Origin of the sequence: Pseudomonas sp. NFX183 (assembly GCF_047943075.1) — a bacterium.
Taxonomy (GTDB): Bacteria; Pseudomonadota; Gammaproteobacteria; order Pseudomonadales; family Pseudomonadaceae; genus Aquipseudomonas.
Window position 1 is genome coordinate 1,300,953 of sequence record NZ_CP181333.1, and the last position, 20,795, is coordinate 1,321,747.

21 protein-coding genes and 2 pseudogenes are annotated in these 20,795 nt (G+C 58.9%); 9 read left to right on the forward strand and 14 right to left on the reverse strand.

The features are described 5' to 3' along the window. The first annotated feature begins 1 nt into the window (after nt 1). Together ACM530_RS06235 and ACM530_RS06240 are read left to right on the forward strand one after the other, a co-directional pair. Nucleotides 2-712, forward strand: coding sequence for a hypothetical protein (locus ACM530_RS06235; protein WP_416364439.1), 711 nt, complete (start codon nt 2-4; stop codon nt 710-712). After that, nucleotides 709-1,746 (forward strand): DUF1176 domain-containing protein, encoded by a 1,038-nt coding sequence (locus ACM530_RS06240; RefSeq protein WP_065951375.1) that lies wholly within the window; start codon nt 709-711, stop codon nt 1,744-1,746. Before ACM530_RS06235 ends, ACM530_RS06240 begins: the two co-directional genes overlap by 4 nt. 258 nt (nt 1,747-2,004) lie before the next feature. Here the strand turns inward: ACM530_RS06240 and ACM530_RS06245 are convergent, their stop codons facing one another. From ACM530_RS06245 to ACM530_RS06260, 4 genes and pseudogenes are all read right to left on the reverse strand, one after another. After that, nucleotides 2,005-2,142: a hypothetical protein gene (locus ACM530_RS06245; RefSeq protein ID WP_175413286.1), complete on the reverse strand. Its 138-nt coding sequence runs from the start codon at nt 2,140-2,142 to the stop codon at nt 2,005-2,007. Nucleotides 2,143-2,867: 725 nt separating this feature from the next. Continuing rightward, entirely contained in the window at nt 2,868-3,206 is a 339-nt protein-coding gene (locus tag ACM530_RS06250; protein ID WP_416364440.1) for a hypothetical protein, read from the reverse strand. Nucleotides 3,207-4,857: 1,651 nt separating this feature from the next. After that, nucleotides 4,858-5,608 (reverse strand): annotated as a pseudogene (locus tag ACM530_RS06255) (IS3 family transposase); the annotation flags it as partial. Nucleotides 5,609-5,635: 27 nt separating this feature from the next. After that, nucleotides 5,636-6,786 (reverse strand): IS3 family transposase gene (locus ACM530_RS06260; RefSeq protein ID WP_104502081.1). Its coding sequence is split into 2 segments (ribosomal slippage): nt 5,636-6,552 and nt 6,552-6,786, totalling 1,152 coding nucleotides; the frame shifts between segments, so codons are not numbered across the junction. Between the two features lie 276 nt (nt 6,787-7,062). On the opposite strand from ACM530_RS06260, the gene ACM530_RS06265 reads away from it, so the two are divergent. The 5 genes from ACM530_RS06265 (at nt 7,063) to pgeF (ending at nt 11,946) form a co-directional block, all read left to right on the forward strand. Continuing rightward, the gene (locus ACM530_RS06265; protein WP_416364441.1) at nt 7,063-7,626 is read left to right on the forward strand and encodes a GNAT family N-acetyltransferase; all 564 of its coding nucleotides are present in this window, start codon (nt 7,063-7,065) and stop codon (nt 7,624-7,626) included. Next, nucleotides 7,626-8,459, forward strand: a complete 834-nt coding sequence (locus tag ACM530_RS06270) for an EamA family transporter (protein WP_416364442.1) — start codon at nt 7,626-7,628, stop codon at nt 8,457-8,459. The genes ACM530_RS06265 and ACM530_RS06270 overlap by 1 nt, the downstream gene beginning before the upstream one ends. Nucleotides 8,460-8,554: 95 nt before the next feature. Beyond that, nucleotides 8,555-9,334, forward strand: a complete 780-nt coding sequence (locus tag ACM530_RS06275) for a PhzF family phenazine biosynthesis protein (protein ID WP_145165525.1) — start codon at nt 8,555-8,557, stop codon at nt 9,332-9,334. Between the two features lie 36 nt (nt 9,335-9,370). Continuing rightward, complete coding sequence (gene ggt, locus ACM530_RS06280) at nt 9,371-11,200, forward strand: gamma-glutamyltransferase (protein WP_416364443.1); 1,830 nt, start codon at nt 9,371-9,373, stop codon at nt 11,198-11,200. Nucleotides 11,201-11,223: 23 nt separating this feature from the next. Continuing rightward, on the forward strand, nt 11,224-11,946 hold the full coding sequence (pgeF, locus tag ACM530_RS06285; RefSeq protein ID WP_416364444.1) for a peptidoglycan editing factor PgeF: 723 nt from the start codon (nt 11,224-11,226) through the stop codon (nt 11,944-11,946). A 190-nt stretch (nt 11,947-12,136) separates the two neighbouring features. Here the strand turns inward: pgeF and ddlA are convergent, their stop codons facing one another. Genes ddlA through ACM530_RS06305 form a run of 4 tightly spaced genes read right to left on the reverse strand, consistent with a single transcriptional unit; the run spans nt 12,137 to nt 14,734 of the window. Beyond that, nucleotides 12,137-13,231, reverse strand: a complete 1,095-nt coding sequence (gene ddlA, locus ACM530_RS06290) for a D-alanine--D-alanine ligase (protein ID WP_416364445.1) — start codon at nt 13,229-13,231, stop codon at nt 12,137-12,139. Nucleotides 13,232-13,275: 44 nt separating this feature from the next. Continuing rightward, nucleotides 13,276-13,914, reverse strand: coding sequence for a LysE family transporter (locus ACM530_RS06295; RefSeq protein WP_242194952.1), 639 nt, complete (start codon nt 13,912-13,914; stop codon nt 13,276-13,278). A 33-nt stretch (nt 13,915-13,947) separates the two neighbouring features. Next, complete coding sequence (locus tag ACM530_RS06300; protein ID WP_145165515.1) at nt 13,948-14,166, reverse strand: helix-turn-helix domain-containing protein; 219 nt, start codon at nt 14,164-14,166, stop codon at nt 13,948-13,950. 7 nt (nt 14,167-14,173) lie between these two features. After that, entirely contained in the window at nt 14,174-14,734 is a 561-nt protein-coding gene (locus tag ACM530_RS06305) for a DUF2975 domain-containing protein (RefSeq protein WP_145165513.1), read from the reverse strand. Between the two features lie 195 nt (nt 14,735-14,929). On the opposite strand from ACM530_RS06305, the gene ACM530_RS06310 reads away from it, so the two are divergent. Further along, on the forward strand, nt 14,930-15,739 hold the full coding sequence (locus tag ACM530_RS06310; protein ID WP_416364446.1) for an AraC family transcriptional regulator: 810 nt from the start codon (nt 14,930-14,932) through the stop codon (nt 15,737-15,739). Between the two features lie 113 nt (nt 15,740-15,852). Here ACM530_RS06310 and ACM530_RS06315 read toward each other — a convergent pair whose 3' ends face one another. Further along, a complete protein-coding gene (locus ACM530_RS06315) occupies nt 15,853-17,196 on the reverse strand; it encodes an MFS transporter (protein WP_416365079.1) in 1,344 nt (447 codons plus the stop codon). A gap of 121 nt (nt 17,197-17,317) precedes the next feature. Between ACM530_RS06315 and ACM530_RS06320 the strand changes: the two genes are divergently transcribed. Further along, nucleotides 17,318-18,202, forward strand: coding sequence for a LysR family transcriptional regulator (locus ACM530_RS06320; RefSeq protein WP_369302524.1), 885 nt, complete (start codon nt 17,318-17,320; stop codon nt 18,200-18,202). 3 nt (nt 18,203-18,205) lie between these two features. Here the strand turns inward: ACM530_RS06320 and ACM530_RS06325 are convergent, their stop codons facing one another. The 5 genes and pseudogenes from ACM530_RS06325 to ACM530_RS06345 form a co-directional block, all read right to left on the reverse strand. Then, a complete protein-coding gene (locus ACM530_RS06325) occupies nt 18,206-18,781 on the reverse strand; it encodes a flavin reductase family protein (RefSeq protein ID WP_416364447.1) in 576 nt (191 codons plus the stop codon). Nucleotides 18,782-18,841: 60 nt separating this feature from the next. Further along, complete coding sequence (locus ACM530_RS06330; protein ID WP_416365080.1) at nt 18,842-19,273, reverse strand: methyl-accepting chemotaxis protein; 432 nt, start codon at nt 19,271-19,273, stop codon at nt 18,842-18,844. 108 nt (nt 19,274-19,381) lie between these two features. Then, nucleotides 19,382-19,780, reverse strand: a pseudogene (locus ACM530_RS06335) (PAS domain-containing protein); the annotation flags it as partial. Nucleotides 19,781-19,789: 9 nt separating this feature from the next. Continuing rightward, nucleotides 19,790-20,158, reverse strand: a complete 369-nt coding sequence (locus tag ACM530_RS06340) for a PAS domain-containing protein (protein ID WP_416364448.1) — start codon at nt 20,156-20,158, stop codon at nt 19,790-19,792. A gap of 105 nt (nt 20,159-20,263) precedes the next feature. Continuing rightward, a complete protein-coding gene (locus ACM530_RS06345) occupies nt 20,264-20,596 on the reverse strand; it encodes a DUF2790 domain-containing protein (RefSeq protein WP_145165503.1) in 333 nt (110 codons plus the stop codon). Nucleotides 20,597-20,795 lie beyond the last annotated feature (199 nt).

Consider the following 20,795-nt stretch of genomic DNA (forward strand, 5'->3'; position numbering starts at 1 on the left):
CATGAATAAACCACCCTACCAACCTGGCAGCGCTGCCGACCTTGCTGCGTCGCTGACCGACGAATACAACCAGGCCACACGCACCGAAGCCGAAGACGCCACCGGTAACTTGCAAGCCTTCATCGACTCGGTGCCGGATAAGACCGAGTTTACCTCCTCACCTCGTGTCAAATACGTGTTGCCCATCGCCGCGTTGGTGATGGCACTGCTGGCCTGGGCGGTGCTGCGTGACATGGGTGGGGTGCATCGTCCGGGTGACAAGGGCGGCGTGGGCGCCTTGATCTTCTGCCTGGTCGGGGTTGCCATACTGGTTGCCGCTACCTGGGCCAACCGCCACTCAGGAACGTTTGTGTTCATGACGCTGGATCACCGTTTTCTGCGTGTGCACAACCTCCAACAGCCTATCGACCTGCTGCAGGTGGGGCGTGTGAGCTACAAGAACGGCCGTTGGATGGAATCGCTGATACTTGAACTCGGCTCGGACTCAGGCGAAAACTCACACCAGCGCAAGGTCAGCTTCGAGTTCTCCAAGGCCCTGTTCACGCGCAGCCGTGGTACGCCAAAGGTACGCATCATGTCCGTGGGCTATCGGGTCAACGGAAAACCGCTGCGCGATGACGAGCTCCTGGGCGTGATGGAGAGCTACTTGAACGTGGCCCGGGCTGAGCAGGAACTGGCAGCGCTGCGTCAGCGTCAGATGGGCTTCGTATGAAGTCCGCATTAATTGCCGCAGGGCTGGCGGCCGCATGGGTGAGCTCTTCGCCATACGCAGCTGAGCACGTGCCGCTGTATCGTGAAATCAAGGACTGGGTGGTGGGATGTGACAATACACGTCAGTGCACAGCAGTGTCTGCGTCTGAGGACATGGAGCTTGCGCAGTGGACGGTACGCATTACCCGCAAGGCCGGCCCTGAGGGCAAACTAAGGGTTGCTCTTTATACCCAACAGGACGTTAATGGCCAGCCCCAACTGGACGGCAAACCGTTAAGGAGTGCACTGCAGAAGGGCGATGCAGAATCAGGCGAGGATTGGTACGCCACCGGCGCCGTAGCATTGACGCTGATCGACGAGTTACGCAATGGCAATCGCCTGACTGTAGCTGCGACACAGGGCGAACAGGTAGCCTCGCTTGATGGAATCAGTGCTGCACTGTTGTTGATGGATGCAGTGCAGGAGCGAGTCGGCACACAGAGCGCTTTGATGCGTCGAGGTGCCAAGCCTGACAGTGAAGTGCCGTCGGCGCCGGCCGCACCTGTACTGCCGGAGTTCAAGCCTGTTGGGCAGCCGGATGAAGCAGAACAAAAGCGTATCGGCGATGCGGTGATCGCTGCGACTCTTGATACCTGGAAACAAGACGTCGATGATATGAGCAAGGTCGAGACCAGCGTTTACGCTCTGAACGAGGAACAGGCGCTGGTTATCATCCAGACTTGGTGTGCAGCCTACAACTGCGCATATGTGCTATACCAAGCACCGCGTGAGCATCCTGAGCAGGTCAAGCCTCTTGAAATGCAGGTTTTTCCTCATGGCTTGGGCGATGAGCCAAACGGCGCTGTTGGTTACGATCCGGACACAGGAGAACTGTCGAGTTTTAACCGGGCTAGGGGCTTTGGTGACTGTGGCAGCGAGCAGTTCTGGCGCTTCGACGGTGAGCGGTTCCAGCCTCTGTCGCTATCTGGCATGGTGCGCTGCGCGGGCGTGGAGTCGCCTTATTGGCCTCGGATGTACCGGGCAGCAGATATCTGAAACCGCGCCAGGTACACCTAAGCCCCGCCGTAAAACATGGGGCCAGGTACGTAGGAGAGTAATGTTTTTCGATCCTCAAAACCGAGTGCATAGGGCTGATCAGTTTTCAAAAGGTGCTGCTCGCCGGCACTATCAAGCCCAAGCGTTGCAAGACACCGCGCGAGCTTTATTTTCTTCGTGATAAGCCGACTCCTGACAACATTCGCCTGAGTTACGCAATGCAGGAAAGCGTTAGGGCTATATGCCCTAAAGTACAATCTACTTTTTCTTTTTATCCGGCGCTTGAGTCAGTGCCGAACCTGCAACTGATTTTTCATCAGCGGTAGATTTCTTGTCCTTCAGTTGCTCGCTGGCCTTGGACGCAACACCTTTACTTGTTTTTTCATTGTTAGCCATGCGGAACCTCTCAGTAGGTGTGCCGATGGTGGCACGTTACCTATTTTTAATTTATAGACCACAGTTCTGCTGGGGTCGAATCGTGGATTGAAAAAGCCATGCCTACCAAAGCCCCTAAAGTGCGGCTGGATGACCGTATACTCGATGCGCAGATAAAGGCAAGCCACTGGCTTGCAGATGGCAACAAGGCCTTTGCAGCAGGCCGAGTCACGAAAGCTGATCGATACTTTCAGAAGGCACGATTTTGGTTAGATCGCGCAAATCATCTTTCAGGGCAGGGTGAAAGCCCGGCTCCATCCCGGTAAAAAGCATAGAAGTAAACGATGAGGTTTACACGATCCTGAGCGACGCGAAAGTCCTTTGCTCGGCGTCATTATCAGCTCACAGGCAAGCCGCTAGGTGTCACAGGTGAGGTTGCAGAGTATGAAGCCGCTCGCATTCTCAATCTCAAATTGGAGTTGGATAGGCAGGCAGGGTATGACGCGACGGTATTGAGGAACGGCGTGGCCCTCAAGATCCAAATCAAGGGTAGATATTTTTCCAACCCTCAAATGCGAGGCGGCCGAGTAGGATCCATTGATTTGAACCAGCCTTTTGATTAGGGCCACTTGTGGGCATGACGGGTGATACGGGCAACGGTCACTTCCCTGGGCAGTGACGGTAGGTACCAGTGCGGTGGGATTGGCCCGCATTCAATACTCACGGAGTGCCCCCCAAGCTTAACCTCACACGGCTGTCAGTACTTCACCTTGTAGGTTGGTGTATCCTCCGGCCGCTGGCTTTTTTTGCACCGCCAGAAAAGTCGTACGCATCAGCTGCGCGACCCGCAGGTGCAGATGTTCGCAGGCTTCGAAAAAAGCTAACGGCATGTCTGCGGCGCCTTCATCCAGCAGGTTGGCCGTCTCTTGAATGAGTTCGCTCATCTCTTGCTGCTGTCTGATGTGTGCTGTTTCAGGCATGGCGGTTATCTCAGGCGCTGTGAGCGTGGATTTCAACCTGACCAGCCAGAACACACCGGCCACCGAGGCGCTTAGGACCAGCGCAATCGTGCTATGCGATAGCACGCATGCCCCAATACCTAGCTGGCTCGCTGGCAAGCGTATACACCGTCCTGAGGCCCCATTTATTCATCGAGAAGGAGGTATCGATCACTAGCTCCTGAGCGACGCCAAGAATTAATAAGCCTGTGGTAACTACCAGCAGGTATCCCGCGGTTTGACTCGCCCATGTCCCAAGGTTGGCATTTGACATAAGGGCCTGCCTTTTCATGCCGTTCACGGCACGCGGCGTGTATTCAACCCGCTGGTCCAAACGTTTCGCCGTCCCTGGTCAGGGTTATGTACACCGGCTTGTGGGAATCGTTGGTGGTGTCCCACACAAAAAAATGCCGGCGCGGCACACCCATGGCTTGAGAGTTATCGATCACGCGGGGACGTGTATCCTCATCAGCCGCGGTGAACTCAAAACTGTACCTGGGCAAGTTTGTGGCAACGTCATACGGTGCCGCTTGCCGCCAGTATTTTTTATGGATCAATCCTTTTTTTCAGTAACCATCGCTACATCGTGTTTGGAGTGGCTACGTTGGTAAAGCGTCTATCGACGCCCCCCTATCAACAAAGTGTGTGGGCAATTAACGCTTTAACAATACAGCGAGGCCTGGATCAGCCCGATGTGTAATTAGCGCCCAGCTGCTGCCATTACCAACGCCCTCACTTCTTGCCTGTTTCCAGCATTTCCGTTGGCGTAAAGCCAACGGCAGCGTTATGACAGCCCCAGTGGGTGATACGCCAGTCACCACGTCATAAAAGCACTTCCACGCATATTCCCAGGTGGAGCAACTTTTTTCGAGACGGCAACATCCAATTCGCTGATTGTATAACGATAGCTACCTTTAACCCGCTTATCCATTCATCACAGGAGTACGTCATGTTTACTGACATCAAACCGGGACCCAAACCTAAGCGCGAGGACGGTCAGGATGATCGCAGACGGCATGTAGATCCGCCTAGCGAGAAAAAACACCCGACCTTGCCACCACACAAGCACAAGCCGGGCGACTGATCAATTGTAGTGCGACACTTCAGACTTGTTTGACATGTGCCCGCCAACAGCGGGCTTTTCCATTGAGACAATCAAGTTACGCATTCGCGCTATGATTGAGAGCGATAACAAGCCCCACATAGTTTTGCAACTGCGCGGAGAAACATAGACTGGGTAGGTCAGGCTGAAGCCCAATAACGCGGCAATAGCTGATCTATGGCACTTTCACGTTGGCCATGAAGCCTCTGGCAAGCCCATTAACATGCACCGATTGGGTGCTTGCTCGCGATACAGATTTAACTATGGATTCCCGTTCAGGCAGTTGGAAATTGATGGTATCAAGATGTGCATGTCGAATGGCTTAACGAGCACCGCGGTATCGTTTGGTATCCGGTGTTCCAGGTCAAGGCCGGCATATCCAGTAATGAGCAACGCTGGTAGTTGGTAATACAGCATTCGGCACTTGTGGGCAGTTCGCATCCATCTATGTAACCGCTCAAGCCAACGTCACTGGTCATCAATGCGAATGGCGTTTTATCGTCCTTCAGTCCTCTAGAGCGGCGGTCGCATCGTAGACGGCGACAACCTCATGCCCAAGCTGCATTAGCCAGGCAGCAAGCGTTTCGCGCGCCTCGAACTCGTGGTCGACCAGTAAAATTCGTATTCTGGGGGTTGCAAATCACTGGTCATCTGCGAATTAGTTGACCAGCCAACGACCTGACGAGAAAACAGGTCTAGCACCACCGCCAAATACAACCAGCCTTCATTCGTACGTAAGTACGTGGTGTCGGTGATCCAAACCTTGTTGGGTTCCACGACAACTAACTGGCGCGTCAGCTGATTGGATGAGGCGACCGCTCGATTACCGCCGTACTTTCCTGGGCGGCGTCGATAACCTGTCTGAGAATACAGACCTTCAAGACGCATAAGCTTTGCCATACGATGACGATCACAATCCTCACCGACCTCGCGCATATCGTCATGGATTTTGCGATAGCCATAAACGCCGCCGCTCTCCAGCCAGGAATGCTTGATCAAACCCAGCAGTCGTCGGTCGTCTTGGGGGCGTACAGATTGCGGCTCAGAAAGCCAGGCGTAATAACCGCTGGGATGGACTTTCAGCGCCAGGCAAAGCCGTCAAATCGAACAGTCGCCTGCGCACTGCTTCATAAAGGCGTACTTCAGCCGTGCTCCTTGGCGAAGTACGCGGCGACCTTTTTAATATGTATCGCTATTCAATAACGCGCTTGAATTCCGCTCGCAGACGACGCAGTTCAGAGGGGTAATGATCGTCTTGCTATCGTTCTTCTAAAGGTTTGCTGTAGCGTTTTATCCAGGCATAGAGGCTATGCGTCGACACGCCAAGGCGGGCCATCACATCAGCGACAGGCAGCTTCTTTTCGGTTACTCGATTGACCAATTGGATTTTGAATTCTGAATCGCCCCGGGTTTTCTAGACACTCTCAAGGCTCGCTGCGTAACGCTTTTCAAACTCTACCGGTGACAGCTGATTGTTGAAACTGTGGCGTCGTTTTGGGTTGTAAAACATCTCGATGTAATCGAACACATCATCTCGAGCATCCTGGCGTGTAGTGTAGATTTTACGCTTGATCCGTTCCCGCTTCAGCAACTGGAAAAAGCTCTCCGCCACAGCGTTGTCGTGGCAATTACCTCGACGACTCATGCTGGCTACCAGGTTGTTAGCTTTCAAGAAGCTTCGCCAGTCTGAGCTGCTGTACTGACTGCCTTGATCCGAGTGGATCATCACCTCTTGCTTCGGCTTACGTCTCCAAACCGCCATCAGCAGTGCATCAATGGCTACGTCGCTGGTCATCTGCGACTTCATTGACCAACCAATGATCTGGCGTGAAAACAGATCGAGCACCACGGCCAAATACAGCCAGCCTTCATATGTTCGGATGTAGGTAATGTCTGTGACCCAAACTTTGTTGGGTTCTCTGACATCGAATTGGCGCTTCAGTAAGTTCGGTGAGGCAACGGCTGGCTTACCGCCGTATTTTCCAGGCCTCCGTCGATACCCAGTCTGAGAACGTAAACCTTCAAGGCGCATCAACCTAGCCACCCGGTGACGGCCACAGCTCTCACCAACCTCTCGCAGGTCATCATGGATCTTTCGATAGCCATAAACGCCACCGCTTTCCAGCCAGGAGTGTTTGATCAATCCAAGCAGTCGCTGATCGTCCTTGGCTCGCGCAGATTTTGGTTCTGATAGCCACGCGTAGTAGCCGCTGGGATGAACCTTGAGCGTCAGGCAAAGCCGTCGAATCGCGTAATGACCCGCTTGCTGCTTAATAAAGGCGTACTTCAGCCGCACTCCTTGGCAAAGTACGCGGCGGCCTTTTTTAAGATGTCTCGCTCCTCCGTCACCCGTTTCAGCTCGGCACGTAGACGACGAACCTCAGCGCTCTGATCATCCTCCTCAACGCGCTGTTCCTGAGGCTTGGTGTAGCGCTTAACCCAGGCATAGAGGCTGTGCACAGACACACCCAATCGTGCAGCCACCTCCGAGACAGGAAGCTGCTTTTCGGTCACTTGCTTGACCGCCTGGATTTTGAATTCTTCGGGATAACGCTGGTTGCTCATGGCACCTCCTAATGGGCCTCATTTTAAGGCTTGGAGGTGTCTACGAAACTAGGGGCGATTCAGTAGCCGTTGAAAGTCCGTCAGTGTGTATGCCTATGTGTATGCCTTAATGATTTAGTATTCAGAAAATATTATAAATACAAAATCTTAGGACTCCTGTTCAAATGACTGTGTACCACCAAGTACTAAAAACGGCTTACCGAAAGGTAGGCCGTTTTTTTATGCCTGAACAAAAGCCCTCAGGCATACTCGCCCCCAACCACAAGGAGGCGATTCGTGAACCCGCACTTCCCCACCCACGGCATTGCCACCGAGCGGCTGATACTGCAAGCCGCCCAGCCGTCTCACGCTCAGGCCCTGCAAACCTATCTGCTGCAAAACCGCGCTTACCTGCGACCCTGGGAGCCCACGCGCGACGATGACTTCTTTGCACTCGACGCCATCACCCAACGCCTCGAAACCATGGCCGAGAAAACCGCCAGCGGCGAAGCGCTGCACCTGCTGATACGGCGCGACGGTCAGATCATCGGCGCGTGCAATTTCACCAATATCGTGCGCGGTGCATTTCAAGCCTGCCACCTGGGCTACGCGCTGGACGAATCGGCTCAGGGCCAGGGCCTGATGCACGAAGCGCTGAAGGCTGCGATTGCCTATGTGTTCGATGCCATGAAACTGCATCGAATCATGGCCAACTACCGCCCCGAAAATGCACGCAGTGCACGCCTGCTGGAACGGCTGGGGTTTGAGCGCGAGGGTCAAGCGCGGGCTTATCTCAAGATTAACGGCGTGTGGGCGGACCACGTGCTGATGTCGCTGATCAACCATGCGCAGAGCAACTGATGAGCCTCAGCGTATTCGCCATCATCCTCTTGGGCGCCACGCTCCACGCCACCTGGAACGCCGTGGTCAAAGGCGGCGCCGACAAGCTGTTGACCACCTGCATGATCGCCTCCGTCGCCTCGTTGATCGCGTTGGCCGCCACCCCGTTTCTGGTGCTGCCGGCAAGAGAGAGCTGGCCGTTCATCGGCGCGTCGGTGATTCTCCAGGTGCTGTATTTCGTACTGGTGGCCTCGACCTACCGCATTGCCGACATGAGCCAGACCTACCCGATCATGCGCGGCACAGCGCCGCTGCTGGTCGCGACGGTAAGCGTGTTTGTGTTGGCCGAGCCACTGTCGACATCCGCCTGGCTTGGCATTGCGGTGATCTCACTGGGCATTTTGAGCATGGCCCTGGCGCCTTCTTCAGGGCAAAGAAAAGGCCTGGTGCTGGCGCTGATCAACGCCGGCGTGATCGCCGGCTACACCCTTATCGATGGCCTGGGCGTGCGTAAATCCGGCGCGCCAGTGGCCTACACGCTGTGGATTTTCCTGCTGACCGGCGTCCCGCTGGCGACGTGGGCGTTAGCTTCCCGGCGCGCGCTGTTCTGTGATTACCTCGCGCGTAACTGGCGCTTGGGCCTCGTCGGCGGCGTGGGCACGATCGCCTCGTATGGCCTGGCGCTGTGGGCCATGACCGCAGCCCCCATCGCGACCGTTTCGGCCCTGCGCGAAACGTCGATCCTGTTTGGCGTGGTGATCTCGGCCTGGGTGCTCAAAGAGCGTCTGACGCGCGTGCGCATCGTGGCCGCGTGTGTGATTGCCGCCGGGGCGATGGTGTTGCGCCTGGGATGAGCGAGGCGCATGCGCTCAAAAAAACTCCGCATCTGTATTTTGACGCCTTAAAGACCCACTGTTAGTGTCCAGCCTCCCTACTCGGAGTGCCCTCGATGAAACTGGATATCTATCAAGTCGATGCTTTCAGCCAACACCCCTTTGGCGGCAACCCGGCGGCAGTCTGTCCGCTCACCGAGTGGCTGCCCGACGAACAACTGCAGAACATCGCGGCTGAAAACAACCTCTCCGAAACCGCCTACTTCGTCCCTCGTGGCGATTTCTACGAGTTGCGCTGGTTCACCCCGGAGGTCGAAGTGGACCTGTGTGGCCATGCCACGCTGGCCGCAGCCTGGGTGTTGATTCACCAATTGGCGGATGCACCCGACGTATTGCGTTTTGCCACCCGCAGCGGCGAGCTTCGCGTGACGCGCAATGGCGACGAACTGGCGATGGATTTCCCGGCCAAACAACCCCAGCGCTGCGAGCCGCCAAGCGGCATGTTGAGCGCATTGGGGATTGAGCATGCCCAGGTGTTTGCCACCGACGACTACCTCGTGCTGGTCGACGACGAAGCTCAAGTCGCCGCCCTGACGCCGGACTTCGCGCGGCTCAAGGGCCTGCCCAAACGCGGGATTGCAGTGACGGCCAAAAGCACGCGGTTTGATTTTGTATCCCGTTGGTTCGGCCCCAACGTGGGCGTCAATGAAGACCCGGTCACCGGTTCCGCGCACACCTCGCTGGCGCCCTTCTGGGCCGAGCGTTTGGGCAAGTCACAGTTGACTGCTGAACAGGGCGGCAAGCGCCGTGGGCAACTGCGTTGCGAACTCAAGGATGACCGCGTGATTATCTCCGGCCACGCGGTGCTCTACCTGCAAGGCACGATATACCTGTAAAAAGCCGTAACCCAAGGACAACAGATCATTCTCAAAATGAACGGAGTTCAGCGCGTGTTTTCGATTTCCCGCCGTCAACTGTCAATGATTGCCGCCGCCCTCGCCCTGGCTGGCTGCCATACCGCCGTCAATGAACAACCGCCCGCGCCGGAGCTGGGTTCGGGTTATCGCACCGACCTCACCACCCGCCACGCCGAGCGCCATATGGCCGCCGCCGCCAACCCGCTGGCTGCCGAAGCCGGGCGCGAGATGCTGCGCCAGGGCGGCTCGGCCATTGACGCCGCGATTGCGATGCAGGCGGTGTTGACCCTGGTGGAGCCGCAATCATCCGGCATCGGCGGCGGCGCGTTCATCATGCTGTGGGATGGCAAAAACGTGCACGCGTATGACGGCCGCGAAACGGCGCCCGCGGGCGCCACCGAACGCTTGTTCCTTAAAGCGGACGGCACGCCGATGGCCTTTGCCGAGGCGCAGATTGGTGGGCGTTCGGTTGGCACGCCAGGCGTGTTGCGCGCGCTGGAGATGGCACACAAAAAGACCGGTCACCTGCAATGGGCCAAGCTGTTTGAACCGGCGATTCGCCTGTCCGAGCAAGGCTTCGCGATTTCCCCGCGCCTGCACGCGCTGATCGCTGCCGACCGTTACATCGCGCAATCGCCCGAGATGGCGGCGTATTTTCTGAATGCCGACGGAACACCTAAAGCTGCCGGCACGCTGTTGAAAAACCCGGCGTTGGCCAGCGTGTTCAAGCGCATCGCCAAGGAAGGGCCGGACGCGTTGTACCAGGGGCCGATTGCCGATGAGATCGCGCGCAAGGTCCAGGGCAACCGCAATGCGGGCAGCCTGTCGCAGGCGGACCTCAAGGGCTACACCGCCAAGGAGCGCGCGCCACTGTGCACCGACTACAAGCGCTATCAGGTGTGCGGCATGCCACCGCCGTCATCGGGCGGGATTGCGGTCGCGCAGATCCTCGGTACGTTGCAGGCGTTGGAAACCCGCGACCCGCGCTTGGCCATCGCACCGATGAAGCCGGTGAAAAGCACATCGCCTGCCGGCCTTGAGCCCACACCTGAAGCCGTGCACCTGCTCGCTGAAGCCGGTCGCCTGGCCTTCGCCGACCGTGGTTTGTACGTGGCCGACGCCGATTTCGTGCCGGTGCCGACCGCAGGCCTGGTCGCCCCGGACTACCTGGCCAAACGCGCCACACTGATCGGCGACCGCAGCATGGGCATCGCCAAGCCGGGCACGCCTGCGGGCATCCAGGTGGCGTACGCGCCGGACCGCTCGCCGTTGCGCATTTCGACCTCGCAGGTGGTGGCGGTAGATGACCTGGGCGGCGCCGTGTCGATGACCACCACGGTGGAAGCGGCGTTTGGTTCGCACGTGATGGTTCAGGGCTTTTTGCTGAACAACCAGATGACTGACTTCTCGTTCATCCCCGCAGAAAACGGCCAGCCGGTGGCCAACCGCGTCGAGCCGGGCAAACGCCCGCGTTCGGCCATGGCACCGACACTGGTGTTCGACCGCAAGAGCGGCGAGTTGCTGGCCACCGTCGGATCGCCAGGCGGTTCGCAGATCATCGAGTACGTGAGCAAATCCCTGGTGGCGATGCTCGACTGGAACCTCGACCCGCAAGCGGCCATCAGCTTGCCCAACTTTGGTAGCCGTAACGGCGCCACCGAGCTTGAGGCTGGGATGTTCAGCCCCGAGTTGAAGCAGGCGCTGAGGGACAAAGGCCATGCACTGAGCGAGATTGATATGACCAGCGGCATCCAGGCCATCGTGCGCACGCGGGACGCCCAGGGTAAAGCATCGCTGAGCGGCGGCGCCGACCCTCGGCGTGAAGGCGAAGCGGTCGGCGACTGACTTTATTGAGCGGAGAGAGCCCCTTGCAACAAGCAAACAATCTCGGCGCCATCCCCGGCGTCGACCACGGTTTTTGTTCGATCAATGATCCATTGCGGCCGCACGAGGTGTTTATCTGCAAGCAGGTGCACAGTGCTTCGGTGATTGAATGGCAGGCGCAGCAGGTGAGCAACACCATTGAGGCAGACGGCGTGTTCACGCGCGCGCCTCAGCCAATCGCCGTGATCACCGCTGACTGCCTGCCCATTCTGATCGCCGCACACAGTGGTGAACGGGTCGCCGCCGTGCATGGCGGCTGGAAGGGCCTGCAAGGGGGAATCATCGCCAACGCGGTGAAACAATTGGCTGCCGAGGGCATTGCCGCTGACCAGTTGCGGGTGGCGATCGGGCCGTCGATCAAGCCGTGTTGTTATGAAGTGAGCGCCGAGTTTATCGCGCAATTTCAGGCGGATCAGGGGCACGTGTGGCGTGACGCTCAGGCGCCATGGCACTTCGAGCAACCGACGCCACGGCTGTCACCGCAGATTGCACCGCCCCACGCGCGGCAAGCGGGAAGTGCGTGGTTCGACTTGAGTGCTTACGGGGTGATGCTGTTGCAAGCGGCGGGCCTTAAGCGTGAGCAGATCGACGTCAGCGAGGTGTGCACGTATTGCACATCACCGACCTTCGCCAGCTACCGCAGAAGAACCCACCACCCAGAAGAGCCGAAGACGCTGATCTATTCGTGGATCGCCCGCAAAACCTGAAGAGCAAGCTTGTCGTGGCGAGCGGGCTTGTTGTGGCGAGCGGGCTTGCCCCGCGTTGGGCTGCGCAGCAGCCCCGTCAGGCTCACCGCATTGTGTCAGACAGGAATGAGTAGGCAGGTTTTGGGGCTGCTTCGCAGCCCAGCGCGGGGCAAGCCCGCTCGCCACAGAGTTCGTCCGGCCCCAACGATTATCAGCGGCTGATCTTCAGCCCCTTGCGCCCCGCATGTCGCTCCAGCGCCAGCTCAATCAAGCGGCTTACCAATTCGCTGTAACTCATGCCCGCCGCCTGCCACAGCTTGGGGTACATGCTGATGCGGGTGAAGCCGGGCAGTGAGTTGATTTCGTTGATCAGCACTTCGCCATCGTCGGTGAGGAACACGTCGACTCGCGCCAACCCGGCGCAGCCCAAAACCTCAAACGCTTCAATGGCAAGTTGGCGAATACGCTCACTGGCCTCAAGGCTGATATCAGCCGGCACCACCACTTGGGCGGCCTGGGCGTCGATGTATTTACTGTCGTAGGAATAGAAACCGCTGCCCACCACGATCTCGCCGCAGCCGCTGGCGACAGGGTTGTCGTTGCCCAGCACGGCGCATTCAATTTCACGCCCCTGGACAGCCGACTCCACCAGCACTTTTTCATCAAAGCCCAAGGCCAGTTCGACCGCGGCATGGTACTCGGCCTCGTTGCTGACTTTACTCACGCCCACCGAGGAGCCCTGGTTGGCGGGTTTGACGAACATCGGCAAGCCAAGCTTGTTCACTGCTGTATCAAAACCGCTGCGCGCCGCGTTGCGACGCGTCAGGGTGATGAACGGGGTAACGGCAATACCGGCATCGCGCAGCAGGCGTTTGCTGATGTCCTTGTCCATGCACACCGCCGAGCCGAGCACGTCGGAGCCCACGAAAGGCAGGTCCGCCATGCGCAGCAGGCCTTGCAGGCAGCCGTCTTCGCCAAGGGTGCCGTGAACGATAGGGAAGATCACATCGATGTGTTCCAGCAGGCTCTGCCCGGAGGTTTCCACCACTTGCTGGCTGGCCTTGCCCGGCACCACCGCCAGTTCGCGGTTGGACTGGTTGAGGGCGATCAGGGCCGGGTTTTCCTGGTTGATCAGGAAGTTCGAGGTTTCGTTCAGGTGCCAGTGGCCGGCCTTGTCGATGCCGATCAGAACCGGCTCGAAGCGCGAGCGGTCCAGTGCATCGACGATGTTGCGCGCCGACTGCAGCGAGACCTCGTGCTCGGCCGAACGGCCACCAAAAATAATACCTACCCGCACCTTGCTCATGACTCGGCCTCACTGTTGAAAGTAAGGCTTCTTACCATGAGCGGTCAGCGATTCGCTACCAGATGTGCGCCGAACAACAGGTAGCACCCACCGGCAAACCGGTCGAGCCACTTGCGTGAACGGCTGTAGAGGTTGGCCATGCGCTCACTGGAAAACACCAGGGCCACACTCGTGTACCAACTGAACGACAAGGTGGCCATGGTAATCACCGCCAGGGCCAACAATGTCGGCGACGGTGAAGGCGGCATGGTCGACGCGAAGGCCGTGGCGACGAACAGCGCGGCCTTGGGGTTGGACAAGTTGCCCAGCAGACCGAAGCGCCAGGCGGAGAACAGCGAGCGCTTGGGTTCGTCGGGCAACACGGTCTGGCTCGCGGTTGGCGCCGAACGCTTGAACAGTTTCAGCCCCAGGTAGATCAGGTAGCAGCCACCGATGATCTTGAATGCCAGATAGAGCATGGGCGCCGCAGTGAACAGCGACTTGATGCCCAAACCGCCCGCCAGCCCCCAGATCACCGTGCCCGTGGCTACTCCGGCAGACGCCACCACCCCATGCCGACGCGAACAGCTCGCCGCCAGTTGGGCGGTATTGAAGAAGTTCGGGCCCGGCGTCACCACCGCGACGGTCCAAAGCAGCCCTAGCGACAGCAGCGGCGCAACGTACGGCAAGTCGGAGAACAGCATTGGACGATCCCTCTTGTTCTTAAGTGGTTAAACCTATTCGCCCGCAGGTTCAGGGGTGTGCACCAACAGGTCGCCAGGCTGGCAGTCCAGGTAGGTACAGATCGCATCCAGCGTACCCAGCCGTATGCCCTTGACCTTGCCTTGCTTGAGCAACGACAGGTTCTGTTCGGTAATCCCGATGGCGGCTGCCAGGTCTTTGGATTTGACCTTGCGCCGGGCAAGCATAACGTCCAGTTCAATCACAATGGGCATTTCGATCTCAAACAAAAGTGCGGTTTTCAGAGTCCACTTCGCTGGCCTGCCACAGGATACGCGCGATTACCGCAATGCAGGCAGCGAGAAACAACGCGACGAAGCTCGGCGGGGTCAGACTCAAGGTGAAAAATCGCTGGCCCAGCGGCTGGTTCATCGAGACCCAGAGGCCGAGCAACGGCTCGCATAAAAAGTCCAGCAGTACCCACAATGCAACAGCTCGACCGACTTTGCCCAGATGCTGCGCCGCCGCGCTGGAGAAATACTCGCCCCGCGCGTAGTTGCGAAACAGCTGACGCAGATGGTTCAACCCCGACACCAAGGCCACCAGCGGGATGCTGGAAAAAATGATTCCGCCAAGTTTTTGCCACCAGGGGAGCAGCGCAATTTGCACGCCGCTGTCCTGGATCCGGTTACTCAAGGAAAAGCTCAGGCCCAGGCCATCGGCGGAAGAACCCAGCACCGGAAACAGCCAGACGCCGGTGTTGAGCACCAGCATGACGACCATCAGCAGGAGCGTAAGCAGCGACATGCGCTGGCTGAGCTGAGCCAGACGTTGGGTATTCATAAGTAACCTCGATCAGTAAGTGAGGTCGCAAAAATAATAGGTTAATTATCGTAAAACAATCATTTATTAACCCAACTCAACATTTACGCTGCCGAATGCCTCCTCTCAAGCACGCACAATCGTTCAAGACCTCGACAGACACGACACGCCAGACTGGGTTAACGTGTTTCCCACCTCTATTTGTGACAAGTCACCATGGGCCAACCCACTTCCACCCTCGATTGGTTGCACCGCGCCCCGCACGCCAGCGGGCTGGACCGCATCGAAGCGTATTTCGCCGGCTTTGCATTCGACCCGCATCGCCATGACACCTACGCCATCGGGCGCACCTTGTTTGGCGTGCAGAGCTACCACTACCGCGGCTGCATGACGCACAGCCTGCCGGGTACGACCATGGTGATTCACCCTGACGAATCCCATGACGGCCGCGCCAGCAGTGTGGAAGGCTTCAAGTACCGCATGATTTATGTGGAGCCGGCGCTGATCCAGCAGATTCTCGGCGGCCGGCCGTTGCCGTTTATCCACAACGGCCTGTCGACTGACCCGCGGCTGTTCCGCGCCAGCGAAGTGTTGCTGCAAAGCCTGGACTGCCCGATTGACCCGATGCAGGAACAGGACGCGCTGTACGACCTGGCGCAAGCACTGAGCGCTGCCTCGGGGGTGATCATCAGCCGTAAATCCTTCGATTACGTCGCCGCCGAGCGCGCGCGGGAATTTATCCACAGCGCCTTGGGCCGCAGCATCACCCTGGATGAAATGGCCGACCATTGCGGTCGTGATCGCTGGGCGCTGTCGCGGGATTTTCGCTTGTTGTTCGGCACCAGTCCCTATCGGTACCTGACCATGCGACGGTTGGACCTGGTGCGCGGCTTGCTGGCCCAGGGCCAATCGCTGGTGAACGCGGCGCTGACCGCCGGTTTCACCGACCAGAGCCATATGACCCGGCAATTTCGCAGCACCTACGGCATGCCGCCGTCGCGCTGGGTGAAGATGCTCGGGCGCTGATGTGAAACGCAATCAAAATGTGGGAGCGGGCTTGCTCGCGAAAGCGCAGTGTCAGTCGATGCATGAGTGACTGATCCACCGCCTTCGCGAGCAAGCCCGCTCCCACATTGGTTCTATGTTGTTTCCACTATCGCATTCGGCTCGGGCGCTTGCGTTTTGAGCCGCAGCGCCACCACCGCGCCCACCAAGGCAATTGCCGCGCTCCACCACAGCGCCAGCTCAATACCGCCCGCATTCGCCACCGACACCAGCACCGCCAGGCCCAACGCGCCACCGATCTGCTGGCTGGTAGACGCCATCCCCGCCGCCACGCCCTGCTCCCCAGGCCGAATACCCAGCCCCGCCGCCACCCACATTGCTGTCCAGGTCATGCCCTGTCCGATGCTCAAAATGAAGATTCCCGGCAACAGCGACCAAAATCCCACGCCCGTCGGCAATGCCCAACACACCAGCGCAATGCCCACCGCGCCCGCCAGTTGCCCGCTGACCAAGGTGTTGCGCAACCCCAGCCTGGCCAGCGAACGTTCTGCCAACCAGATGCCAAACGTGCACACCAGGGTCGCCGGTAAAAACGCCAAGCCGGCTTGTAATACGCTGTAGCCATAAACCTGCTGGTAATACAGCGCCAGGAAGTAGTACTGCACGCCAAAGCTGCTCATGAACACCGCCGTGAGCACCATCGCCATGCGCAGTTCGCGGTAGGCGAACAAGCGCAGCGGCATCAGCGGATCGCTGCCGCGATGCTCGATCCAGGCGAACACCCCAAGCAATGCCAGCGCCAAGGCGATGCAGGCCAGCGTCTGCGGCGCCGACCAGCCCCACTCGGGGCCTTGCACCAGCGCGAACACCAGCAGCGTGCCACCGACAGTCACAGTCAAGGCGCCGCCGATGTCGAATTTGCGCCCACGCACACGCTCGCCATCGGCTGGAATCCAGTAACGCGCCGCCCACGCGCAGCCGCCCGCCAACGGCACATTCACCAAAAACACCGCCTCCCACCCCCACACCTGAGTCAGCACGCCGCCCAATAATGCGCCAAGTGCCAACCCCGCTGCCGAGGCTGCGCTCCACACCGCAAATGCTCGATTGCGTGCAGGCCCTTCGGCATAGTGCGTGTTGATCAACGCTAACGTGGCCGGGAACAACAACGCCCCGCCCACGCCTTGTATCGCCCGCGCCAGCACCAGCAACACCGCGCTGCCGCCGAGCACCGCCGCCAGGGAAGCCAGCGCATACAGCGACTGGCCCAGCCGGTAAAAACGGCGCTTGCCAAGCAAGTCCGTCGCCCTGCCACCCAGCAACAGAAAACCACCAAACGCCACGCTGTAGGCGCTCACCACCCATTGCAGTTGCTGCGCGGAAAAATCCAGGTGCGCGCCAATCTGCGGCAGGGCGACAAACACAATGGTGGCATCCAGGGCGATGATCAGTTGTGCGGTGGCCAGCAATAAAAGCATCCAGCCAGAGGGTCGAGAGGAAGACATCACAGCGTCCAGTCCGAAAATAAGATGTGCCAGTTTCTTTCATGCCTGACAGATGATAAATAGCGCTATCACTCTTTCAGTAATGACTTTAATCATGGATCTGAACGCCGTTCGACTCTTGGTCCGCGTGGCCGAAACGCGCAGTTTTACCCGCGCGGCCGGTGAATTGGGGCTGACGCAGTCCGGGCTATCCCGCGCAATCTCGCGCCTGGAAAGCCAGCTGGGCGTGCGCCTGCTGCAACGCAACACGCGCAGCGTGAGCCTCACGCCCGACGGTCAGATGCTGTACGAGCGCAGCGCGCCGTTACTGGCAGAACTGGCTGAAACCGAAAAGCTGATGCTCGACCGGCGCAGCAGCCCGTCCGGCCTGTTGAAAATCAGCACACCGTCGTTGTTCGGTCGCAAGGTGGTGATGCCGGTGATCGGCGAACTGACATTGCGCTATCCCCAATTGCGCATCGAAGCGGTGATGACTGACCGCCTGGTGGATATCGTCGACGAAGGTTTCGACGCATTGCTGCGCACGGGCGAAATCCAGGATCAACGCCTGATCGCCCGTGCCCTGCCGCCGTTGCGCTGGGTCACGGTGGCCTCGCCCGCTTACCTGGCGCGTTGGGGCACGCCGCAAACGGTGGACGAACTCAAGGACCACAGCTGCCTCACTGTGCGTAACTTGCGCAGCGGGCGCATGGTGGATTGGCAGTTCATGAAGGAGGGCAAAGTGCAGGACGTGAGCGTCGAAGGGCGGCTTATTTTCGACATTGGCGATGCGCTGGTAGACGGCGCGGTGGGTGGTTTCGGCATCGCCCAAGTGATGGATTTTGCGGTGCGCGACGACGTGGCCGCCGGGCGCCTGGTGCCGTTGCTGGAAGACGTTGCCGGGCGCAGTCGCGCGATCTCACTGGTCTATCCGCCGTCCCGGCAGTATTCGCCCAAGCTGATGGCGTTTGCCGATGCACTGGCAAACGCCCGCTGGTAAGGCCTACAGCTGGCACCCGACCACCGGCTCGCCGATGCTCAGGAAATTCCCGCCCGCGATATGGTGCAAGGTGCGCAATTCGTCATGGCCTTCGAAGTGCCAGTGCCCGTCGCTGAACACGCGCGCGTCGGCATAGGCCGCGACGACTTCGCCGAGGAATAAATCGTAGGTCTGTTGGTTGTGAGGCTCGGGCAGCAGGCGGCATTCCAGCCACGCTACGCAACCGTCCAGCAGCGGCGCTTCGGTGTGTTCACCGTTGAATGTCTGCAAGCCATAGGTGGCGAATTTGTCGGTGTCTGCGCCCGTGGTGTTGCCGACCGTCTGCACCAGATCGGCCTGGGCCACACAAGGCACCTGCAGCACAAAGGTGCCGGCGGCTTCCAGCAGTTGGCGGGTCCAGGTGGCCTTGTCGAGCACCACGGCGACCTTCGGCGGTTCGAAATCAAGCGGCATGGCCCAGGCAGCGGCCATGATATTGCGCTTGCCAGCGTGGGCCGCGCTCACCAATACGGTCGGCCCGTGATTGAGCAAACGGTAGGCCTTGGACAACGGTACGGGGCGACGGTGAGTTGGGCTCATGGAGGAACGGCTCTTCAAGCAAGAAAAAACCTACGATACCTCAAGCACAAGCCCTACGGGTCAGCTCGACAGCTGATTGGCAAACTGCCCGACCGCGCTCACCACCTTTTGTGCACCGTCCTGGATTTCCATAATCACCGTGCCCGCCTCGGCCGCCAGGGCCAAGCCTTGCTCGGCCTGCAAACGGCCCTCGTTCATCACGGACACCGCATCGCGGGCCATGTCCTGGTTCTGTCGGACCACGCCGACGATTTCCTTGGTGGCCTTGCTGGTGCGCGAGGCCAACTGACGCACTTCATCAGCCACCACCGCAAAGCCACGGCCCTGCTCGCCGGCCCGCGCCGCTTCGATCGCCGCGTTGAGCGCCAGCAAGTTGGTTTGCTCAGCGATGCCGCTGATGGTCTTGACGATGGTGCCGATCACTTGGGACTGGGCGTTCAGCGCCTCGATGCCATCACCGGCCTGCTGCATGTGCCTGGCCAGATCACGCATGACATCCACCGCCTGCGTCACGACAGTGGTGCCGCGCTGGGCACTGTGGTCGGTTTGCAGCGAGGTGCTGTAGGCAATGTTTGCGGCCTCCGCCACGGCCTGCTCCTGGTTGACCTGGTCGGTGATCACCGTGGCGAACTTGACCACTTTGTACAGGCGGTCGTTGGCGTCCAGCACCGGGTTGTAGGTCGCCTCCAGCCATACCACACGGCCATGGCTGTCGACACGTTTGAAGCGCGCCGCAACAAACTCACCGGCGTTCAGACGCTTCCAGAAATCCTGGTACTCGGCGCTGTTGTATTCCTCCGGCTCGCAGAACATACGGTGATGTTTGCCCTGGATCTGCGCCAGGCTGTAGCCCATGCCACCGAGGAACCGGTCGTTCGCGGTCAGCACATGACCGCCGAGGTCGAACTCGATCACCGCAGTGGAACGCACCAGCGCGGTGATCAGGTTCTCATGCTCGCGTGACCCCTCGATGGTGCGGGTGAGGTCGCTGGAGTAAATCGAAAAATGCTAGACGCGCCCGTCAGAACTGCGCACGGGCTGCAGGATCGAGCGCAACCAGGCCTCTTTGCCGTTGCCACGCATCAGGCGCACGGTGCCGGCGAAGTGTTCGCCGCGCACCAGGGCATTGTGAAAACGCTGCTGGAATTCGTCCTGGCGCAGGTGCGCAGGCACCAGCTCTTCCATGTGCCGCCCCACGACGTTGGAGGCCTGGTACGACAGCTCTTGCAGGAAGTTGGCATTCGCCCACTCCACCCGGCCTTTGGCGTCCAGCGTCAGGCACAGCATTTCGCTTTCCAGGCTCTCCTTGACCTGTTGCAAGCTGCACAACTCTTCGCGAAGAGCCGACAGCTCCTGCTTCAAACGGGTGTTGAACATGGGGCACCGATGGTCATTTGGGGGAGATGGATCTGACCTGCATCGGCGCTGGCGAGGTTTTCTGAAGCGCTTTTTTGTGGCGTGCCCAACTGTTTTTTGGATCCATTAACTGCCGTTGTTTCGGCAAACACCCATCACCTTGTATTCCACCGTATTGAGCTTGCCGCTGGAGTCTTCATAGGTCATGCGTGAAGGCACGGCATTGCACGAACTGATCGGCGGCGTAACGTTGACGACCTTGGCAATATCCAGCGCCATGCCATAGCGATACGCCTGTACCTGGGGTGCTGGCTGGCCGTTTTTTTCCGCGTAAGCCGCCATGGCTTTTTGATTACGTTCCATCATCAGCGCAAACGTGCGGTCGCCTCCGCCTTCGGCCATCGCCCCCAGTGACAGGACTGCAGCTAATACACCCAAGCCAATTTTATAAAATGTCATTACAGGTTCCTCGGTTGATAAGTTCAGTCACGAGACTAATCAACCAACCCTGTCGCCATGTTCACCAAAAGATTACTTATCTGTTAGATCGCCGTGAGCTTCCAGAATTGTAATGTTCGCGCCACCTGACCGTTATCCCCTGTTTGCAACTATCAGCCCGGGCCAGATCAATAAAAACGCCCCTACCTATAAGAAGCTG